Source organism: Pseudomonas sp. CH235 (assembly GCF_004368175.1).
In the GTDB taxonomy this organism is placed as follows: domain Bacteria; phylum Pseudomonadota; class Gammaproteobacteria; order Pseudomonadales; family Pseudomonadaceae; genus Aquipseudomonas; species Aquipseudomonas paraglycinae.
In genome coordinates this window covers 58242-73399 of the sequence record NZ_RRZJ01000029.1, presented here as the reverse complement: position 1 = coordinate 73399, position 15158 = coordinate 58242, and the positions used below count along the sequence as shown (strand labels likewise).

The 15158-nt window shown below is 60.9% G+C and carries 17 protein-coding genes; 4 read left to right on the top strand and 13 right to left on the bottom strand.

Features of this window, described 5'->3' with window-relative positions:
- Nucleotides 1-100: 100 nt before the first annotated feature.
- From EIY71_RS28620 to EIY71_RS23490, 4 genes are all read right to left on the bottom strand, one after another.
- Complete coding sequence (locus EIY71_RS28620; protein WP_166673446.1) at nt 101-340, bottom strand: hypothetical protein; 240 nt, start codon at nt 338-340, stop codon at nt 101-103.
- 696 nt (nt 341-1036) lie between these two features.
- Nucleotides 1037-2215, bottom strand: a complete 1179-nt coding sequence (locus EIY71_RS23500; protein ID WP_102718130.1) for a PLP-dependent aspartate aminotransferase family protein — start codon at nt 2213-2215, stop codon at nt 1037-1039.
- Nucleotides 2212-3588 (bottom strand): pyridoxal-phosphate dependent enzyme, encoded by a 1377-nt coding sequence (locus tag EIY71_RS23495; RefSeq protein WP_007957391.1) that lies wholly within the window; start codon nt 3586-3588, stop codon nt 2212-2214. The genes EIY71_RS23500 and EIY71_RS23495 overlap by 4 nt, the downstream gene beginning before the upstream one ends.
- Before the next feature lie 259 nt (nt 3589-3847).
- The gene (locus tag EIY71_RS23490) at nt 3848-4783 is read right to left on the bottom strand and encodes a Ppx/GppA family phosphatase (protein WP_129973423.1); all 936 of its coding nucleotides are present in this window, start codon (nt 4781-4783) and stop codon (nt 3848-3850) included.
- 294 nt (nt 4784-5077) lie between these two features.
- On the opposite strand from EIY71_RS23490, the gene EIY71_RS23485 reads away from it, so the two are divergent.
- Nucleotides 5078-5338, top strand: a complete 261-nt coding sequence (locus EIY71_RS23485; protein ID WP_011334623.1) for a ParD-like family protein — start codon at nt 5078-5080, stop codon at nt 5336-5338.
- On the top strand, nt 5335-6126 hold the full coding sequence (gene map, locus EIY71_RS23480; RefSeq protein WP_134023311.1) for a type I methionyl aminopeptidase: 792 nt from the start codon (nt 5335-5337) through the stop codon (nt 6124-6126). Before EIY71_RS23485 ends, map begins: the two co-directional genes overlap by 4 nt.
- A 262-nt stretch (nt 6127-6388) precedes the next feature.
- Here the strand turns inward: map and EIY71_RS23475 are convergent, their stop codons facing one another.
- The 5 genes from EIY71_RS23475 to ribBA form a co-directional block, all read right to left on the bottom strand.
- Nucleotides 6389-7543 carry an ABC transporter ATP-binding protein gene (locus EIY71_RS23475; RefSeq protein ID WP_134023309.1) on the bottom strand — a complete coding sequence of 385 codons (1155 nt, stop codon included), beginning with the start codon at nt 7541-7543 and terminating at the stop codon, nt 6389-6391.
- A gap of 16 nt (nt 7544-7559) precedes the next feature.
- The gene (locus EIY71_RS23470) at nt 7560-8369 is read right to left on the bottom strand and encodes an ABC transporter permease (protein ID WP_007957396.1); all 810 of its coding nucleotides are present in this window, start codon (nt 8367-8369) and stop codon (nt 7560-7562) included.
- A 6-nt stretch (nt 8370-8375) separates the two neighbouring features.
- Nucleotides 8376-9320 carry an ABC transporter permease gene (locus EIY71_RS23465; RefSeq protein ID WP_085746229.1) on the bottom strand — a complete coding sequence of 315 codons (945 nt, stop codon included), beginning with the start codon at nt 9318-9320 and terminating at the stop codon, nt 8376-8378.
- Nucleotides 9317-10342 carry an ABC transporter substrate-binding protein gene (locus EIY71_RS23460; RefSeq protein WP_134023306.1) on the bottom strand — a complete coding sequence of 342 codons (1026 nt, stop codon included), beginning with the start codon at nt 10340-10342 and terminating at the stop codon, nt 9317-9319. The genes EIY71_RS23465 and EIY71_RS23460 overlap by 4 nt, the downstream gene beginning before the upstream one ends.
- Nucleotides 10343-10736: 394 nt before the next feature.
- Complete coding sequence (gene ribBA / locus EIY71_RS23455) at nt 10737-11846, bottom strand: bifunctional 3,4-dihydroxy-2-butanone-4-phosphate synthase/GTP cyclohydrolase II (protein WP_064380429.1); 1110 nt, start codon at nt 11844-11846, stop codon at nt 10737-10739.
- A gap of 66 nt (nt 11847-11912) precedes the next feature.
- Here ribBA and EIY71_RS23450 point away from each other — a divergent pair, with 66 nt between their 5' ends.
- Together EIY71_RS23450 and EIY71_RS23445 are read left to right on the top strand one after the other, a co-directional pair.
- A complete protein-coding gene (locus tag EIY71_RS23450) occupies nt 11913-12206 on the top strand; it encodes a DUF1330 domain-containing protein (protein ID WP_134023304.1) in 294 nt (97 codons plus the stop codon).
- Between the two features lie 139 nt (nt 12207-12345).
- On the top strand, nt 12346-12828 hold the full coding sequence (locus EIY71_RS23445; protein ID WP_256661104.1) for a hypothetical protein: 483 nt from the start codon (nt 12346-12348) through the stop codon (nt 12826-12828).
- Between the two features lie 57 nt (nt 12829-12885).
- On the opposite strand, the gene EIY71_RS23440 is transcribed toward EIY71_RS23445, so the two are convergent.
- From EIY71_RS23440 to EIY71_RS23425, 4 genes are read right to left on the bottom strand one after another with little or no spacing between them, the layout of a single operon-like run.
- The gene (locus EIY71_RS23440) at nt 12886-13449 is read right to left on the bottom strand and encodes an NUDIX hydrolase (RefSeq protein WP_134023302.1); all 564 of its coding nucleotides are present in this window, start codon (nt 13447-13449) and stop codon (nt 12886-12888) included.
- A 1-nt stretch (nt 13450) separates the two neighbouring features.
- Nucleotides 13451-14203 (bottom strand): GntR family transcriptional regulator, encoded by a 753-nt coding sequence (locus EIY71_RS23435; protein ID WP_039766879.1) that lies wholly within the window; start codon nt 14201-14203, stop codon nt 13451-13453.
- A gap of 58 nt (nt 14204-14261) precedes the next feature.
- Complete coding sequence (locus EIY71_RS23430) at nt 14262-14651, bottom strand: carboxymuconolactone decarboxylase family protein (protein ID WP_134023300.1); 390 nt, start codon at nt 14649-14651, stop codon at nt 14262-14264.
- 12 nt (nt 14652-14663) lie between these two features.
- Nucleotides 14664-15149: a flavin reductase family protein gene (locus EIY71_RS23425; RefSeq protein WP_007957406.1), complete on the bottom strand. Its 486-nt coding sequence runs from the start codon at nt 15147-15149 to the stop codon at nt 14664-14666.
- Nucleotides 15150-15158 lie beyond the last annotated feature (9 nt).

Here is a 15158-nt window from a genome sequence, read left to right as displayed (position 1 = left end):
TCAGAGGCAGCGGCCCCAGCACCTGCGTGATCGGCGCCGTCAGAGGCGACTGCAGCTGCACCAACGTGATCGGAACCGTCAGAAGCTACGGCTCCGGCGCCTACGTGGTCGGAGCCATCGGAGGCAACGGCCCCTGCACCAACGTGATCGGAACCGTCAGAAGCAACGGCCCCTGCGCCGACATGGTCTGAGCCGTCAGAGGCAACTGCTCCGGCGCCGACGTGATCCGCGCCATCAGAGGCGACAGCGCCTGCGCCGACATGATCGGAGCCGTCTGAAGCAACGGCGCCAGCACCGACATGATCTGCGCCATCAGATGCGACTGCACCAGCGCCAACATGATCGGCGCCGTCAGAAGCTACAGCCCCCGCACCCACATGATCCGCCCCATCCGACGCCAATGCCTGCGCCTGCGCTGCCCAGACATTGGGCATTGCCACCGTTGCCGCAACTGCCAGGACGAGGCCCGGCCAAAGCGTGTGCTTCATGATTTTCTCCACGCCCCATCAGCCACACAGCAACCGAGCGTTACCCGTCATTCGTTCATTGACGGAAGGCTCGTCGGCCCGGGGTCAACCAGATTGGTGAGTGGCACGGGGGCACCGGAAGGTGCACGGGTGTCGACGGTTTACAGGAAATCTGGACAGCGAACTGAAAAGTATAGTTCGCCCTCGGCGGAAGGCAGGCTGAAGGGTCGTGAAGGCGATAGTCGGTTCGCTTCCTTGAAGGCCTGCGCTAGAAAACAATCAGTCTAAAAACCGCGTAGCGCAATGTAGCGTGTTTGCTAGGCTCAAGGATGTAGGCGAAGACGCAGACTGATGCGCAAGCGGATAGCGAGGAAGCGTTGGGCGCGTTCCGAAGGGTACACGGTTAGAAAGAACCCCGCGCTGGGTTCCAGCCCTTATGCCGTGTGAAGCAGCAGAGCACATTGCCTGTACTGTGGGAGTCCTGAGAAACCTCGTAAGCCAGAGACCAGCACTGGCCGCCTACTCAAACACCAAAGCCCGCCTTGTGCGGGCTTTGACGTTTTCGGGCGTTAGATACTGGCCAGCGCTTGCGCCAGATCCGCACGCAGGTCTTCGATGTCCTCGACGCCCACCGACAGACGCACCAGGCTGTCACCGATGCCGAGCTTGGCACGGGTTTCGGCCGGGATGGTCGCGTGGGTCATGATCGCCGGGTGTTCGATCAGGCTTTCCACACCGCCAAGGCTTTCGGCCAGGGCGAAGATCTGCACGTTCTCCAGAAAGCGCCGGGCGCCCGCCAGATCACTGTTCAGATCCAGGGAAATCATCCCGCCGAAACCACGCATCTGACGCTTGGCCAGTTCGTGCTGCGGGTGCGATTCCAGACCCGGGTAGTAGACGCGTTTGACCTGCGGCTGCTGCTCCAGCCAGCGCGCCAGCTCCAGCGCGTTGCTGCAATGACGCTCCATACGCAACGCCAAAGTCTTCACGCCGCGCAGGGTGAGGAACGCGTCGAACGGGCCGGAGATGGCGCCGACGGCGTTCTGCAGGAAGCCCAGACGCTCGGCCAGCGCAGGATTGTCACCGACCACCGCGATCCCGCCGATCACGTCGGAGTGACCGTTCAGGTATTTGGTGGTCGAGTGCAGCACGATGTCGAAACCCAGTTCCAGCGGCCGCTGGATCCACGGGCTGGCGAAGGTGTTGTCGGCCACGCAGAGGATCCCGCGCGCCTTGCAGATGCGCGCGATGGCGGCGAGGTCGGACAGACCCAGCAGCGGGTTGGTCGGGCTCTCCACAATCACCATGCGCGTGTCGTCCTGTAACGACGCTTCGAACGCCGACAGATCCGCCAGATCGACGAAGCTGAAACGATGCCCGGCACTGCGCTGGCGCACCTTGTCGAACAGGCGGAACGTGCCGCCGTACAGGTCATTGCCGGAAATGATGTGCGAGCCGGCGTCGAGCAGTTCGAGCACGGTGGAAATCGTCGCCAGCCCGGACGCGAAAGCGAACGCCTGGGTGCCGCCCTCCAGATCCGCCACGCAGCGCTCCAGGGCAAAACGCGTCGGGTTGTGCGAGCGGCCGTAGTCAAACCCCTTGTGCACGCCGGGGCTGTCTTGCAGGTACGTCGAGTTGGCGTAGATCGGCGGCATCAGCGCGCCGGTGGTCGGGTCCGGCGTTTGCCCGGCGTGGATCACGCGGGTGGCGAAGCCCTGTTGACGGGCGTTCTTGTCGTGCTGGCTCATGCCAGGGATCTCCGTAATTGATTGAGCATGTCGACGCGGGTGATCAGGCCGTGGAAGCCTGAAGCGTCGGCGATGATGGCCACCAGGCCGCTGCTGAGCACGGCTTCCAGTTCAGCCAGCGTGGCGCCGGGGGCGAGGGTTTGCAACTTGTCGGTCATCGCGCTGGACACGGGTTTGCTGAAGAGCGAGGCGTCTTCGTGCACGCGCACCAGAATGTCCGACTCGTCGATCACGCCGACCAGTTGCTTGCCATCCACCAGCACCGGCAGTTGCGAAACATCTGCCAGGCGCATGCGCTGGAAGGCGGTCATCAGCGTATCGTCCGGTCCGACGCTGACGACTTTGCCGTCTTCGAAACGTCGGGCAATCAGGTCGCGCAGGTCGCCGTAGCGTTTGCGCTGCAGCAGGCCCTGATCGGTCATCCACTGGTCGTTGTAGACCTTCGACAGGTAACGGGTGCCGGTGTCGCAGACGAAGCTGACCACGCGTTTCGGCTCGGTCTGTTCGCGGCAATAACGCAGCGCGGCGGCCAGCAGGGTGCCGGTGGACGAGCCACCCAGAATGCCCTCGGCTTTCAGCAACTGACGGGCGTGATCGAAGCTCTCTTCGTCGCTGATCGAGTAGGCGCTGCGCACGCTCGACAGGTCGGTGATCGACGGAATGAAGTCTTCGCCGATGCCTTCCACCGCCCAGGATCCGGCGGTGCCCAAGTGCTTGCTGCGGCTGTATTCAGCCATCACCGAACCGACCGGGTCGGCCAGGACCATTTCAAGGTCCGGTTGCACGCGTTTGAAGAAACGGGTCAGGCCGGTCAGCGTGCCGGCCGAGCCGACGCCGACCACGATCGCGTCCAGGTCATGCTCGGTCTGGGCCCAGATTTCCGGCCCGGTGCTGCACTCGTGGGCCAGCGGGTTGGCCGGGTTGTTGAACTGGTCGGCGAAGAACGCGCCGGGAATGTCCTTGGCCAGACGCGCGGCGACATCCTGGTAGTACTCGGGATGACCCTTGCCGACATCGGAGCGGGTGATGTGCACTTCGGCGCCCATGGCCTTGAGGTGCAGGACTTTTTCGGTGGACATTTTGTCCGGCACCACCAGCACGACGCGGTAGCCCTTGGCGCGGCCGACCAGGGCCAGGCCCAGACCGGTGTTGCCGGCGGTGGCCTCGACGATCGTACCGCCCGGTTGCAGGCGACCATCGCGTTCAGCGGCGTCGATCATGGCCAGACCGATGCGGTCCTTGATCGAACCGCCGGGGTTCTGTGATTCGAGTTTGAGAAACAGGGTGCAGGGACCGGTATCGAAGCGGGTGACTTGTACCAGCGGCGTATTGCCGATCAGCCCAAGTACGGCAGGGCGTGAATCCTTTGACATCTCTTCACCTCTTTGTGGTGTTGATCGCGTTCCATTCGCGGGGAAAAAGCTCGCGTGCAACATAGGCTCAGACATGAGCTGTCGCAACCTTTAAACGGCCGGAAATACAGCCATTTCGATCTAACGATAGAACGAAATCGGAGAGGGGAAGGAAGTGATTTGCAGGGGTTTATACGCAGGCGTCATCGAGTATTGAAAGGGCGTCTTCGGCGTCACGAAGCGCTTGATCCGGCAGTGAAAATCCTGCAACGAAAATCGCTCAGTGGTTGCTCATCAGACCGTGCAGCACACCCAGCCTCAGACCGGGTTCGGACGGCACCATTTGCGAGATCCCGAACACTTTGAACGCTGCCAGCATGACCACCAGACCGCCGGGCAGAATGCTCTGGCGGTGGGGTTGCAGGCCGGCCAGTTTCAGCTGTTGAACATTGCTGACTTCCAGCAGGCGCAACGACAACCGCAACAGGCCGCCGTAGGTGATGCCGCTCTCGCCATGATCGTTCAGGCGATTGGCCTTGAGCACTTTGGCGAGCATCCGTGCGGTGCCCGAAGAGCCGATCGTCTGCTGCCAGCCCTGGGCGCGATAACGGCGGGCGACTTTTTCGAATTGCAGGATGGCCACCCGTTCGGCTTCTTGCAGGGCGCCGGCGGAAATTTCACCGTTGCGAAAGTAGCGCGCGCTCAAGGTGCCGCTGCCGATGGCAATGCTTTCGGTCAGCAGCGGCTGCGAGCCCTGGCCGAGAATCAGCTCGGTGGAGCCGCCGCCAATGTCGACCACCAGACGCATGTCATCGGCGACCGGCAGGGTATGGGCCACACCGGCGTAGACCAGACGCGCTTCTTCATGCCCGGAAATCACATCGATGCGAAACCCCAGATGCCGTTCCGCGCTGGCCAGAAACAGCTGCGCATTGTCCGCCTCGCGCACCGCGCTGGTGGCTACCGCGCGCACACGACCGGGCTCGAAACCGCGTAGCTTCTTGCCGAACCGCGCCAGCGCCTGCCAGCCGCGATCCAGCGCCATTTCATCCAGTGCCCGACCGTCGAAGCCTTCGGCCAGTCGTACCGGCTCGCGCAAGGTCTTGACCTCCTGAATCATGAAGCCCTTTCTGCTGCGCACCGACTGGCCGATCATCATGCGAAAGGCATTGGAACCGAGGTCGATGGCGGCAAACAGCGAGGTGTCTTCTTTCATGGGGATCCTTGCAAATCATCCGTCGGGAGGCGCGGGACGGTTTGCGAGGATTCTGCCGCGGGTTCGATGACAACCTGATGACGCGGGCGGGGCGGTTCAGTGAATTCATCGCTGTCATGACACTGTCATTATCGGCTGCCCATACTTGCCCCCAATACATCGCGTGCTTTTCATGATTCGGCTGCCTTCCGGGCAGCTTTTTTTTGCCCGCGATTTACCGGGCACGCAAATTTGCAATCCCGGGCGATGCACGATTAATATACGATCCATATACACTTCGTATCGGATATTGCCATGGGCATCGTAAAGATTTCAGAGGACATGCACGAGAATCTGCGCATCTCCAGCAACGCACTCAGCCGCTCGATCAACGCGCAGGCCGAACACTGGATGCGCATCGGCATGCTCGCCGAGCTGTATCCCGATCTTGATCACCACGCCATTTGCCGGTTGCTGATTCGCGCCGAACAGTCGGGTGGTCTGGATCTGCAGCAGGTCTGCGCACTGGCGGATGCCGCGCAGAACGCCTCGGTCAAAGAGGCGGCCAAGGCATGAGAAACCCGATCAAGATCAACACCCAGGCCGAAATCGCCCAATCCCGCGAGGCCGGCAGACTGGCCGCCGAGGTGCTGGCGATGCTGGTGCCGCACGTCAAGGCTGGCGTGACAACCGATCAACTCGACCAGTTGTGCAACGACTACATCGTCAATGTGCAGAAGGCGATACCGGCCAACGTCGGTTACCACGGCTTCCCGAAAACTGTTTGCGCGTCGGTCAACGAGGTGGTCTGCCACGGCATTCCTTCGAAGCGTGTGCTGAAGGACGGCGATATCGTCAACCTCGACATCGCGGTGATCAAGGACGGCTGGTTCGGCGACACCAGTCGCATGTACGTGGTCGGCGAACCGACGCCCGAGGCGCGGCACCTGATCAAGACCACTTACGACGCGATGTGCGCCGGTATCCGCGTCGTACGGCCGGGCGCTACGCTGGGCGATATTGGCCATGCAATTCAAAGTCTGGCGGAAAAAGAAGGGTTTAGCGTGGTGCGCGAGTACTGCGGGCACGGGATCGGCAAGGTCTATCACGATGAACCGCAGGTGCTGCATTACGGTTATCCGGAGCAGGGCTTGAAGCTGAAGGCGGGGATGATCTTTACCATCGAGCCGATGCTCAATGCCGGCAAGCGCCATGTGAAAAGTCTGGCGGATGGCTGGACGGTGGTGACCAAGGATCAGTCGTTGTCGGCGCAGTGGGAGCACATGATTGCGGTGACGGAGGACGGGTTTGAGGTGTTGACGGCGTGGCCTGACGAAATTGATGGATTTGCGCCGATCAACTGATACCGAGTCGCCTGCTGGCCCTCACCCCAGCCCTCCCGAAACGTCGGACCGCCCGGAGGGAGAGGGAGCCGATTGGGGAATATTGGAGAATTACGCCGACCTGAAAACTCCGCAGTGAATCCATAATCGCCGCCGACCAGAATGCTGTGCCAAATCCACAATCGACTCGGTTTTTCAGGTCGATGTACAGCGCAAGACACCTCGGTCGGCTCCCTCTCCCTCCGGGAGAGGGCTGGGGTGAGGGCGGGCAGGCGACTCGGTGTTAATGAGCCCCCGCTGCTTTGTTCAAATCGCTCTCAGCCCACTCGGTATAGACGCAAGCATCCGCCGTCGCCCAACGCACCCGAACCGGATCCCCGGCCTTCAGCGGCATCCCCGCCGCTGACAACGCCTTCACCGTCATCGAAGTCCCGCCTGACGTGACCACACTGCAAGTCTGACTCTCACCCAGAAACAACACCTCGACCACCTTCGCCGAAACCTCGTTCCAGCCCGCTGCCAATGGCTCACTCGCCGCCTGCTGCACACTCAACGCCAACGCCTTCTCCGGACGCACCATCAACAAAACATCCTGCCCGGTCTGCAATCCAGCGGTGAAACGGATCGACAGCGCCTGCCCCTCAAAACTCGCCGCCGCATTGCCCTGCGCCTTGAGCTTGAGAAAGTTCGAGTTACCGAGAAACGACGCCACAAATGCATTCGGCGGATTCTGATAAAGGTCATACCCGCTGCCGAGCCCGACAATCTTGCCGTGACTGAAAATCGCGATGCGCTGGGACAGGCGCATGGCTTCTTCCTGATCGTGGGTCACGTAGACGATGGTGATGCCGAGGCGACGGTGCAGCTGGCGCAATTCATCCTGCAGGTCTTCGCGAAGTTTCTTGTCCAGCGCCCCGAGCGGTTCGTCCATCAGCAGAATACGTGGCTCGTAAACCAGCGCCCGTGCAATGGCGACCCGTTGCTGCTGGCCGCCGGACAGTTGCGAAGGACGACGATGGGCGAACTGTTCCAGCTGCACCAGCTTCAACATCGCATCGACGCGTTTATCACGCTCGGCTGCAGCGAGTTTGCGGATCGCCAGCGGGAACGCGATGTTGTCGCGCACCGACAGATGCGGGAACAGCGAATAGCGCTGGAACACCATGCCGATGTCGCGTTTGTGCGGCGGCACATTCACCAGCGACTGGCCGTTGACCAGGATCTCGCCGCTGCTCGGGGTTTCGAAGCCGGCGAGCATCGACAACGTGGTGCTTTTGCCCGAGCCGCTGGAGCCGAGAAAGGTGAGGAATTCGCCGTCCTTGATGTCCAGCGAGATGTTGTCCACGGCGGCGAAATCGCCGTAGTGCTTGTTCAGGTTGCGCAGGCTGACCAGGGGTTTGTCGCTCTGCTGGGATGCGTCTTTGATCACGGCACTCATGTCGTACTCCTGGCGCTCAGGCGCTGATTTCGTTGCGCCGGCGCAGCGCGGCGGCGATCACCATGACCAATACCGACAGGCCGATCAGCAGCGTCGAAGCGACGGCGATCACGGGCGTCAGGTCCTGGCGCAGGGTGGTCCACATTTTCACGGGAAGGGTTTGCAGGGTCGGGCTGGCCATCATCACGCTGAGCACCACTTCGTCCCACGAAACCAGGAAGGCGAAGAGGGCGCCGGCCACCATCCCCGGGCGAATCGCCGGAAAGGTCACCTTGAACACCGCTTGCAGGCGTGACGCACCGCAGATCACCGCCGCGTCTTCAATCGACTGATCGAACAGCTTCAGCGAGTTGATGATCGAGATGATGGTGAACGGCAGGGCGACGATCACATGGCTGACGACGAAGGCGAACATCGTCCCGGTGTAGCCGAGCTTGAGGAACAGCGCGTACACCGCCACCGCGATGATCACCAGTGGCACGATCATCGGCAGGGTGAACAGACCGTAGAGCATTTCCCGGCCGGGAAAGCGCCCGCGCACCAGCGCAAAGGCCGTCGGCAAACCGAGGGCGACGGCGCAGATCGTGGTCAGCACCGCGACCTTGAGGCTGGCCAGCGCTGCGCTCATCCAGTCGGCGTTGGAGAAGAACTGCACGTACCATTTCAGCGTCCAGCCCGGTGGCGGGAACACCAGCCACTGGGACGAACCGAACGACAGCAGGACGATGAACACGATCGGCAACAGCAGGAACAGGCCGATCAGCCCGGTGGTGAAATACAGGCCGAAGCGCATCCGGCGACTCATGGCATTGGGCGTCAAGAGCATGTCGGCTTACCTCGCGTTACTGGCGCCAACCGGGGATTCCGGTTGCAGCTTCAGGTAGACGTAGAACAGCACCAGGGTGATGACGATCAGCAACGCGGCGCCGGCGCTGGCCAGGCCCCAATTGAGGAACGACTGCACCTGCTGAATGATGAATTCCGGCAGCATCATGTTCTGCGCCCCGCCCAGCAGCGCCGGGGTGACGTAGTAACCGAGCGACATCACGAACACCATCAAGCCGCCGGATGCCAGACCCGGCCGGCACAGCGGCAGGAACACCCGGAAGAAGTTGGTCCAGGGACTCGCGCCACAGATCGAACCGGCCTGCAGGATCATCGGGTCGATGGCCTGCATGGTCGCCTGCAACGGCAGCACGATGAACGGAATCATGATGTAGCTCATGCCGATCACCACGCCGGTCAGGTTGTGCACCATTTCCAGCGGTTGATCGATGATGCCCATGGCCATCAAGGCTTTATTGATGACACCCGAAGCCTGCAACAGCACCAGCCAGGAATAGGTGCGGGCGAGGAGGCTGGTCCACATCGACAACAACACGATGTTGAGGATCCAGCGGCCCCAGCCCCGTGGCACCAAGGTGATTGCCCAGGCCAGCGGGAAGCCCAGCAGCAGGCTGAACACCGTCACCAATCCCGCTACCGAAAAGGTGTTGAACAGCACCCGGGCGTAGGCCGAGTTAGCGAACAGTTGCTCATAGTTGCCGAGGCCCGGCACCGGTTCCAGCACGCCGCGCAGCAACAAACCAATCAGCGGGGCGAGAAAGAACAGACCGAGGAACAACAGCGCCGGCGCGAGGTTGCCGGCGCCGCGCCAGCGTTGCTTGAGGGACGGGGCTTGCGCCATGGCACTCGCCTTGCCTGAAGCCGGGCCGGCAGCGCTCGGGGCGCTCCCGGTGGCAGTGGAGGGACGGGATGCGGTGGCCGCCATTTTCATTTGACCAGCCATTCGTTCCACCGTGTCGCGATGGCCGGACCGTTCTTGGCCCAGTACGCGAAATCAAGAGTGATCTGATCCTTAGCGTAGGCAGTCGGCAGGTTCGGGGCCAGCGTCGAGTCCAGACGCGCCACGCTGTCGACGTTGACCGGGGCGTAGGCGGTCAGGTTGGAGAAGTCAGCCTGGCCTTTGGCACTGCTGGCGCTGGCCAGGAACTTCATCGCCGCGTCCTTGTTTTTCGCTCCCTTTGGCACCACCAGAATGTCGGCCATGACCAGGTTCTGTTTCCAGCTCACGCCCACCGGTGCGCCATCTTCTTGCAGGGCATGAATCCGGCCGTTCCAGAACTGGCCCATGCTCGCTTCACCGGAGGCCAGCAGTTGCTGCGACTGCGCGCCGCCGCCCCACCAGACGATGTCTTTCTTGATGGTGTCGAGTTTCTTGAAGGCGCGATCCAGGTCCAGCGGGTAGAGCTTGTCGGCCGCTACGCCATCGGCGAGCAGGGCCAGTTCGAGCACGCCGGGGCTTGGCCATTTATAGAGGGCGCGTTTGCCGGGGAAAGTCTTGGTGTCGAACAGCGCGCTCCAGTCCTGCGGCTTGTTGGCGCCGAGCTTGCCCTCGTTGTAGCCGAGGACGAAGGAGAAGAAGAACGAGCCGACGCCGTGGTCGCTGACAAAACGCGGGTCGATCTTGTCGCGCTGGATCTGTTTGAAATCGAGGGGTTCGAGCAGGCCTTCGGCGGCGGCGCGCAGGGCGAAGTCAGCTTCGACATCGACCACGTCCCATTGCACGTTGCCGCTCTCGACCATGGCCTTGAGTTTGCCGTAGTCGGTCGGGCCGTCCTGCACGACGGTGATGCCGCTGGCCTTGCTGAACGGATCGGCCCAGGCCTGTTTCTGCGCATCCTGGGTGCTACCGCCCCAGCTGACAAAGTTCACACTCTCGGCGGCCATCGCGGCCTGACCGGTCACGCTCAGCAGTCCCGCGAAAAAGATCGCGGTTGCAGCTTTGTTCAACACCATTTTTACGCCCTCATTGTTGTGTTTTTGAGCGGGCTTGCGTTGTTGCCCGCCTGTCGGGAGCAGTAGCTGGACGGTTTTTCAGGTCATCCGGTCTATGGAATATCATATTATGGTATTCCAAACTTTGTGCAAGCACTTTGCCGTACCGGCTATCTGGCGGCTTATGGTTTTTGAGGTGTTCGATGTGGGGATTTTGGCTGAATTTTAGATCCAACCCCTCACCCCAGCCCTCTCCCGGAGGGAGAGGGAGCAGATCTCTATGCTGTTCAAAACTCGAGTTCGACTCTGAGTTTCAGGTCGATGTATAGCGGTAAAACAACTCGGTCGGCTCCCTCTCCCTCTGGGAGAGGGCTGGGGTGAGGGCAGCATTAGCCGCTTGAAATGCAACATCGAATCACTCGGTGAACGGAATGCTCTCAACCACCTCAAGATCGTAGCCAGTCAAACCGGCATATTTCAGCGGCGGGCCCAGGTGGCGCAGCTTGCCGACGCCCAGGTTCTGCAGAATCTGCGCCCCGGTGCCGACCTCTGAATAGATTCGCGATTGCGAGCGACTGAACTGCCGAGGCGGCTGAGTCAGTTGCGGAATGCGCTCCAGCAGCGCCTGGGAAGACTCATGATTGGCCAGCACCACGACCACGCCATGCCCTTCGGCCGCGACCCGTTGCAGTGCTGCCCACAACGTCCAGTTCGTCGGCCCGCTGTACTCGGCACCCACCAGATCGCGCAGCGGATCGATCACATGCACGCGCACCAGCGTCGGTTCCTCACGGCGCAGCTCGCCCATGACCATCGCCATGTGCACGCCGCCCTCGATGCGATCTTCGAAAGTAATCAAACGGAAGGTGCCATGCACCGTCGGCAGTTCCCGCTCGCCGATGCGCTCGATGGTGTGTTCAGTGCTCAGGCGATAGTGGATCAGGTCGGCGATGGTGCCGATCTTGATCCCGTGCTTGCGCGCGAAGACTTCCAGATCCGGACGACGGGCCATGGTGCCGTCGTCGTTCATCACTTCGACGATCACTGAAGCGGGCGTAAAACCCGCCAACCGCGCCAGATCACAACCGGCCTCGGTGTGACCGGCACGGGTCAACACGCCACCTTCCTTGGCGCGCAGCGGAAAGATATGGCCCGGCTGCACCAGGTCTTCAGCGCGGGCATTCGGCGCCACCGCAGCGGCCACCGTGCAAGCGCGGTCGGCAGCAGAAATGCCGGTAGTCACACCGACCGCCGCTTCGATGGAAACCGTGAACGCCGTGCTGAACACGCTGCCATTGCTCGGCACCATCTGTTCCAGCCCCAGGCGCTGGCAATGATCGTCAGTCAACGTCAGACAAATCAGGCCTCGAGCCTCACGGGCCATGAAACTGATCGCCTCGGGCGTGCAACGGTCGGCGGCCAGCAGCAGGTCACCTTCGTTTTCCCGGTCTTCGTCATCGACCAGCAACACCATTTTGCCGAGGCGATAATCTTCGATGATTTCTTCGATGCTGTTGAAGGCCATGCTGGACTCTCGATGTGGGGTGAAATTCGTGGTATACCATAATACATAATCAACAAAGAGGTCACTATGAAGGCGTACTGGATTGCTCACGTGGACATCACCGATCCCGATCACTACAGCCAATACACCCAACGCGCGCCAAAGGCGTTCGCCGAGTACGGCGCGAGGTTCTTAGCCAGAGGCGGGCGCAGCGAAGCAATGGAAGGACGGACGACGCCGCAGCGCAGCGTGGTGATTGAATTCGACAGTTATGAGCAGGCCGTGGCGTGCTACCGCTCGGCGGCGTATCAGGAAGCGAAAAGTTTTCGCGAGGAGTGGGCGAGGGCGGAGATTGTCATCGTTGAAGGGATGGCGCCGTAACGACTTGCTTGCAAATCCGCAGGAACTGCAGAATCGAACACCGCCGCGATCCTTTGATATTTTTTCTGGATCAGGAGATCGCTCGCTGGACGGAATTTAATGCCTGCGGTTATGCACGATGTGCTCTAAGGGAATGTTGATGCGCATGACAAAAGGAATGTTTGCAGGTAGGCGAGTAGGCCTCTGGCTAGTGGCTGCTCTATTGGTAAATGCAGTCTTTCTGGCTTTTCTGATTTTCGGGAACAGTGCGAAGGTACGCGATCTGGAGATGGTTAAAACCAAAGAACCCCTGCTGATCGAAGGGCAAGGTGGCGATGACAATTACTATGTCCTGCCGATGGGAACAACGCTATATCACGATAAAAGCTTTCCTGAAGGGCACGATCGTTATGTTGTGTATCTGAATCACAAAGGTGCCATTGCCCACGAAGAAGTCCCAATGAAGCCTGAATATGGCGGTTCTTTTATTGATCCTCTTTGGCTAGCCAAAATTGATGCCGATACCTTGAAGGACATTTTCAAGCGTTTTCCGCTCTCCAAGAAAGACATCTCCGCTGCTCTCAAAGCCAATGAAATCACCAAAGATGATCTGGCGGATATCATTCGTGCGATGCCGGACTGAGCACCTATTTACCGAGGAATCGGGCCGGGCTCTGTATTTTCTGCAAGTGACGGCTGATCAACGCATGAAATGAATCTTGCCGCTGTCGTCATTGCCCATGTACATGCCATAGACCCCGGCCTGGCGTTCCTCGATGTAGCGTTCGAGGATCTGCCGGATCGCCGGGTAGTAGATCTGCTCCCAGGGGATGTCTTCGGGGGCGAAGAATTTGCAGGCGAGGGTTTCCGGACCGTACTCGCCAGTGATTTCCAGCGCGAGTGCGCGGAAGATGATGTAGACCTCGCTGATCTTCGGCACGCTGAAGATTGAGTACGGCGAGACGATCTCCGCGCGTACGCCGCTTTCTTCCCAGACTTCGCGCAGGGCGGCCTGTTCGGTGGTTTCGCCGCTTTCCATGAAACCGGCGGGCAGGGTCCAGGTGCCGGGACGCGGGGGAATTGCCCGTTGGCACAAGAGGTATTTGCCGTCCTGCTCGATGATGCAGCCGGCGATGATCTTCGGGTTTACATAGTGGATGTAGCCGCAACCGCGGCACATCAGGCGCTCGTGCGTATCGCCCGGCGGCACTTGCTGACCGAGGTCAGCGCCACCGCATTTCGGGCAAAAGCTCGGGTTGAACATGTCAGTGACCTATGCGCGGTTCTTTCAGCGCGATGGGCAGGGTGATTGGCGGTGTGTCGCCGGTCTCTTCCTGTTTGCGCTTGAGGTAATCGAGAGCGACGGCAGCCGCAGCGCGCACGTGATCGACGCACGCCTGATGCGCCGCCAGCGGATCGCCGCTCTTGATCGCCTCGACCATTTTTTCCATCTCGTGATTACTGGCGCCGCGACGGTTTTCCTGGGACACCGACGTTGCGCGCAAGTAGCTGATGCGCGCCTGCAACTGCCGCAGCTGAGTGGCTGCGACATGGTTGCCGGAACCTTCCAGCAGCACGTCATAGAAACCCTGCACCGAGTCGATCACCTGCTGCAACTCGCCGTCCTTGAGCGCCTTGCGGTTCTCGTCGAGGGCTTTTTCCAGGGCCTTGATGTCCTTGGCCTTGGCGCGCAGGGTGAACAGCTGGACGATCAGGCCTTCGAGCACGCAACGCAGTTCATAGATGTCGACGGCATCGGCGAGGGTGATGATCGCCACGCGCGGGCCCTTGGCGTCAGCGAATTCCACCAGACCTTCGGATTCCAGGTGACGCAAGGCTTCACGCACCGACGTACGGCTCACGCCCAGGCGATCGCACAGATCGCGCTCCACCAGGCGATCGCCCGGCAGCAGCTGGAAGTTCATGATGGCGCTTCGCAGTTTATCCAGCACGATTTCGCGCAGGGTGACGGGGTTGCGATTGACCTTGAAGCTGTCGTCGAGTGGCAGGCGTTTCATGGGGTCCGCTCTTTAAGGTGGCTGTCCATGCCAGACGGGCATCAAAACAGCCGAGGGGTTAACTGGAGGCCTCGGCGTCGGCTTCGGCGAAGGCTTCACGGGCGAGCCGGAAACTGTCCACGGCTGCCGGGATGCCGCAATAAATACCGACCTGAAGCAGAATTTCGCGTATTTGCTCACGACTCAGGCCGTTACGCAAGGCGCCGCGCACATGCAGTTTCAGTTCGTGCGGGCGGTTGAGCGCCGAGATCATCGCCAGGTTGATCATGCTGCGCTCCTTGAGCGACAGGCCTTCACGTCCCCAGACGTGGCCCCAGCAGTATTCGGTGACCATTTCCTGCAGCGGGCGGGTGAAGTCGTCGGCGTTCTCGATCGAGCGCTGCACATAGGCTTGGCCCAGCACCTGGGTGCGGATCTTCAGGCCTTGCTCGTACTTTTCGTTGCTCATGTGTTTCTCCGCTCAACCCAGTGTCGGCAAAGCGCCGAGCTTGCCCTTGTGATAAATCATCGGCGTCACCGGTTGCTCCGGCAGGATCAGGTTCTTCACCGCGCCAACGATGATCGCGTGGTCGCCACCGTCGTATTCACGCCACAGTTCGCATTCGATGATCGCCGTGGCCTTGGCGAGGATCGGGTTACCGAGCTCGCTCAAGTGCCACTCGATGCCGTTGGCCTTGTCCTTGCCTTTGCCGGCGAAAGCATAGGCCTCGGCGGTCTGGTCGGCGGACAGCAAATGAATCGCGAACTTCTTGCTGTCGCGCAGTACCGGGTAGGTGTCGGAGGCGTAGTTGGGGCAGAACAGCACCAGCGCCGGATCAATCGACAGCGCACTGAAGGCGCTGGCGGTGATGCCGACGATGCCACCGTCCGGGTCGAGGGTGGTGACCACCGTGACCCCGGACGGAAACGAGCTCATGACGTCTTTGTAAATGCCGGGTTCGATCATGTCGCAGGA

Excerpts from the sequence above, each read along its gene's own strand:
- EIY71_RS23465 (WP_085746229.1), bottom strand. The coding sequence starts at position 9,320 with ATGAAAATGGCGGCCACCGCATCCCGTCCCTCCACTGCCACCGGGAGC.
- EIY71_RS23440 (WP_134023302.1), bottom strand. The coding sequence starts at position 13,449 with ATGTTCAACCCGAGCTTTTGCCCGAAATGCGGTGGCGCTGACCTCGGT.
- EIY71_RS23490 (WP_129973423.1), bottom strand. The coding sequence starts at position 4,783 with ATGAAAGAAGACACCTCGCTGTTTGCCGCCATCGACCTCGGTTCCAAT.
- EIY71_RS23500 (WP_102718130.1), bottom strand. The coding sequence starts at position 2,215 with ATGAGCCAGCACGACAAGAACGCCCGTCAACAGGGCTTCGCCACCCGC.
- EIY71_RS23445 (WP_256661104.1), top strand. The coding sequence starts at position 12,346 with ATGCGCATGACAAAAGGAATGTTTGCAGGTAGGCGAGTAGGCCTCTGG.
- ribBA (WP_064380429.1), bottom strand. The coding sequence starts at position 11,846 with ATGGCCTTCAACAGCATCGAAGAAATCATCGAAGATTATCGCCTCGGC.
- EIY71_RS23460 (WP_134023306.1), bottom strand. The coding sequence starts at position 10,342 with ATGGTGTTGAACAAAGCTGCAACCGCGATCTTTTTCGCGGGACTGCTG.
- EIY71_RS23430 (WP_134023300.1), bottom strand. The coding sequence starts at position 14,651 with ATGAGCAACGAAAAGTACGAGCAAGGCCTGAAGATCCGCACCCAGGTG.
- EIY71_RS28620 (WP_166673446.1), bottom strand. The coding sequence starts at position 340 with ATGTTGGCGCTGGTGCAGTCGCATCTGATGGCGCAGATCATGTCGGTG.
- EIY71_RS23450 (WP_134023304.1), top strand. The coding sequence starts at position 11,913 with ATGAAGGCGTACTGGATTGCTCACGTGGACATCACCGATCCCGATCAC.
- EIY71_RS23425 (WP_007957406.1), bottom strand. The coding sequence starts at position 15,149 with ATGATCGAACCCGGCATTTACAAAGACGTCATGAGCTCGTTTCCGTCC.
- EIY71_RS23485 (WP_011334623.1), top strand. The coding sequence starts at position 5,078 with ATGGGCATCGTAAAGATTTCAGAGGACATGCACGAGAATCTGCGCATC.
- EIY71_RS23475 (WP_134023309.1), bottom strand. The coding sequence starts at position 7,543 with ATGAGTGCCGTGATCAAAGACGCATCCCAGCAGAGCGACAAACCCCTG.
- map (WP_134023311.1), top strand. The coding sequence starts at position 5,335 with ATGAGAAACCCGATCAAGATCAACACCCAGGCCGAAATCGCCCAATCC.
- EIY71_RS23495 (WP_007957391.1), bottom strand. The coding sequence starts at position 3,588 with ATGTCAAAGGATTCACGCCCTGCCGTACTTGGGCTGATCGGCAATACG.
- EIY71_RS23470 (WP_007957396.1), bottom strand. The coding sequence starts at position 8,369 with ATGCTCTTGACGCCCAATGCCATGAGTCGCCGGATGCGCTTCGGCCTG.
- EIY71_RS23435 (WP_039766879.1), bottom strand. The coding sequence starts at position 14,203 with ATGAAACGCCTGCCACTCGACGACAGCTTCAAGGTCAATCGCAACCCC.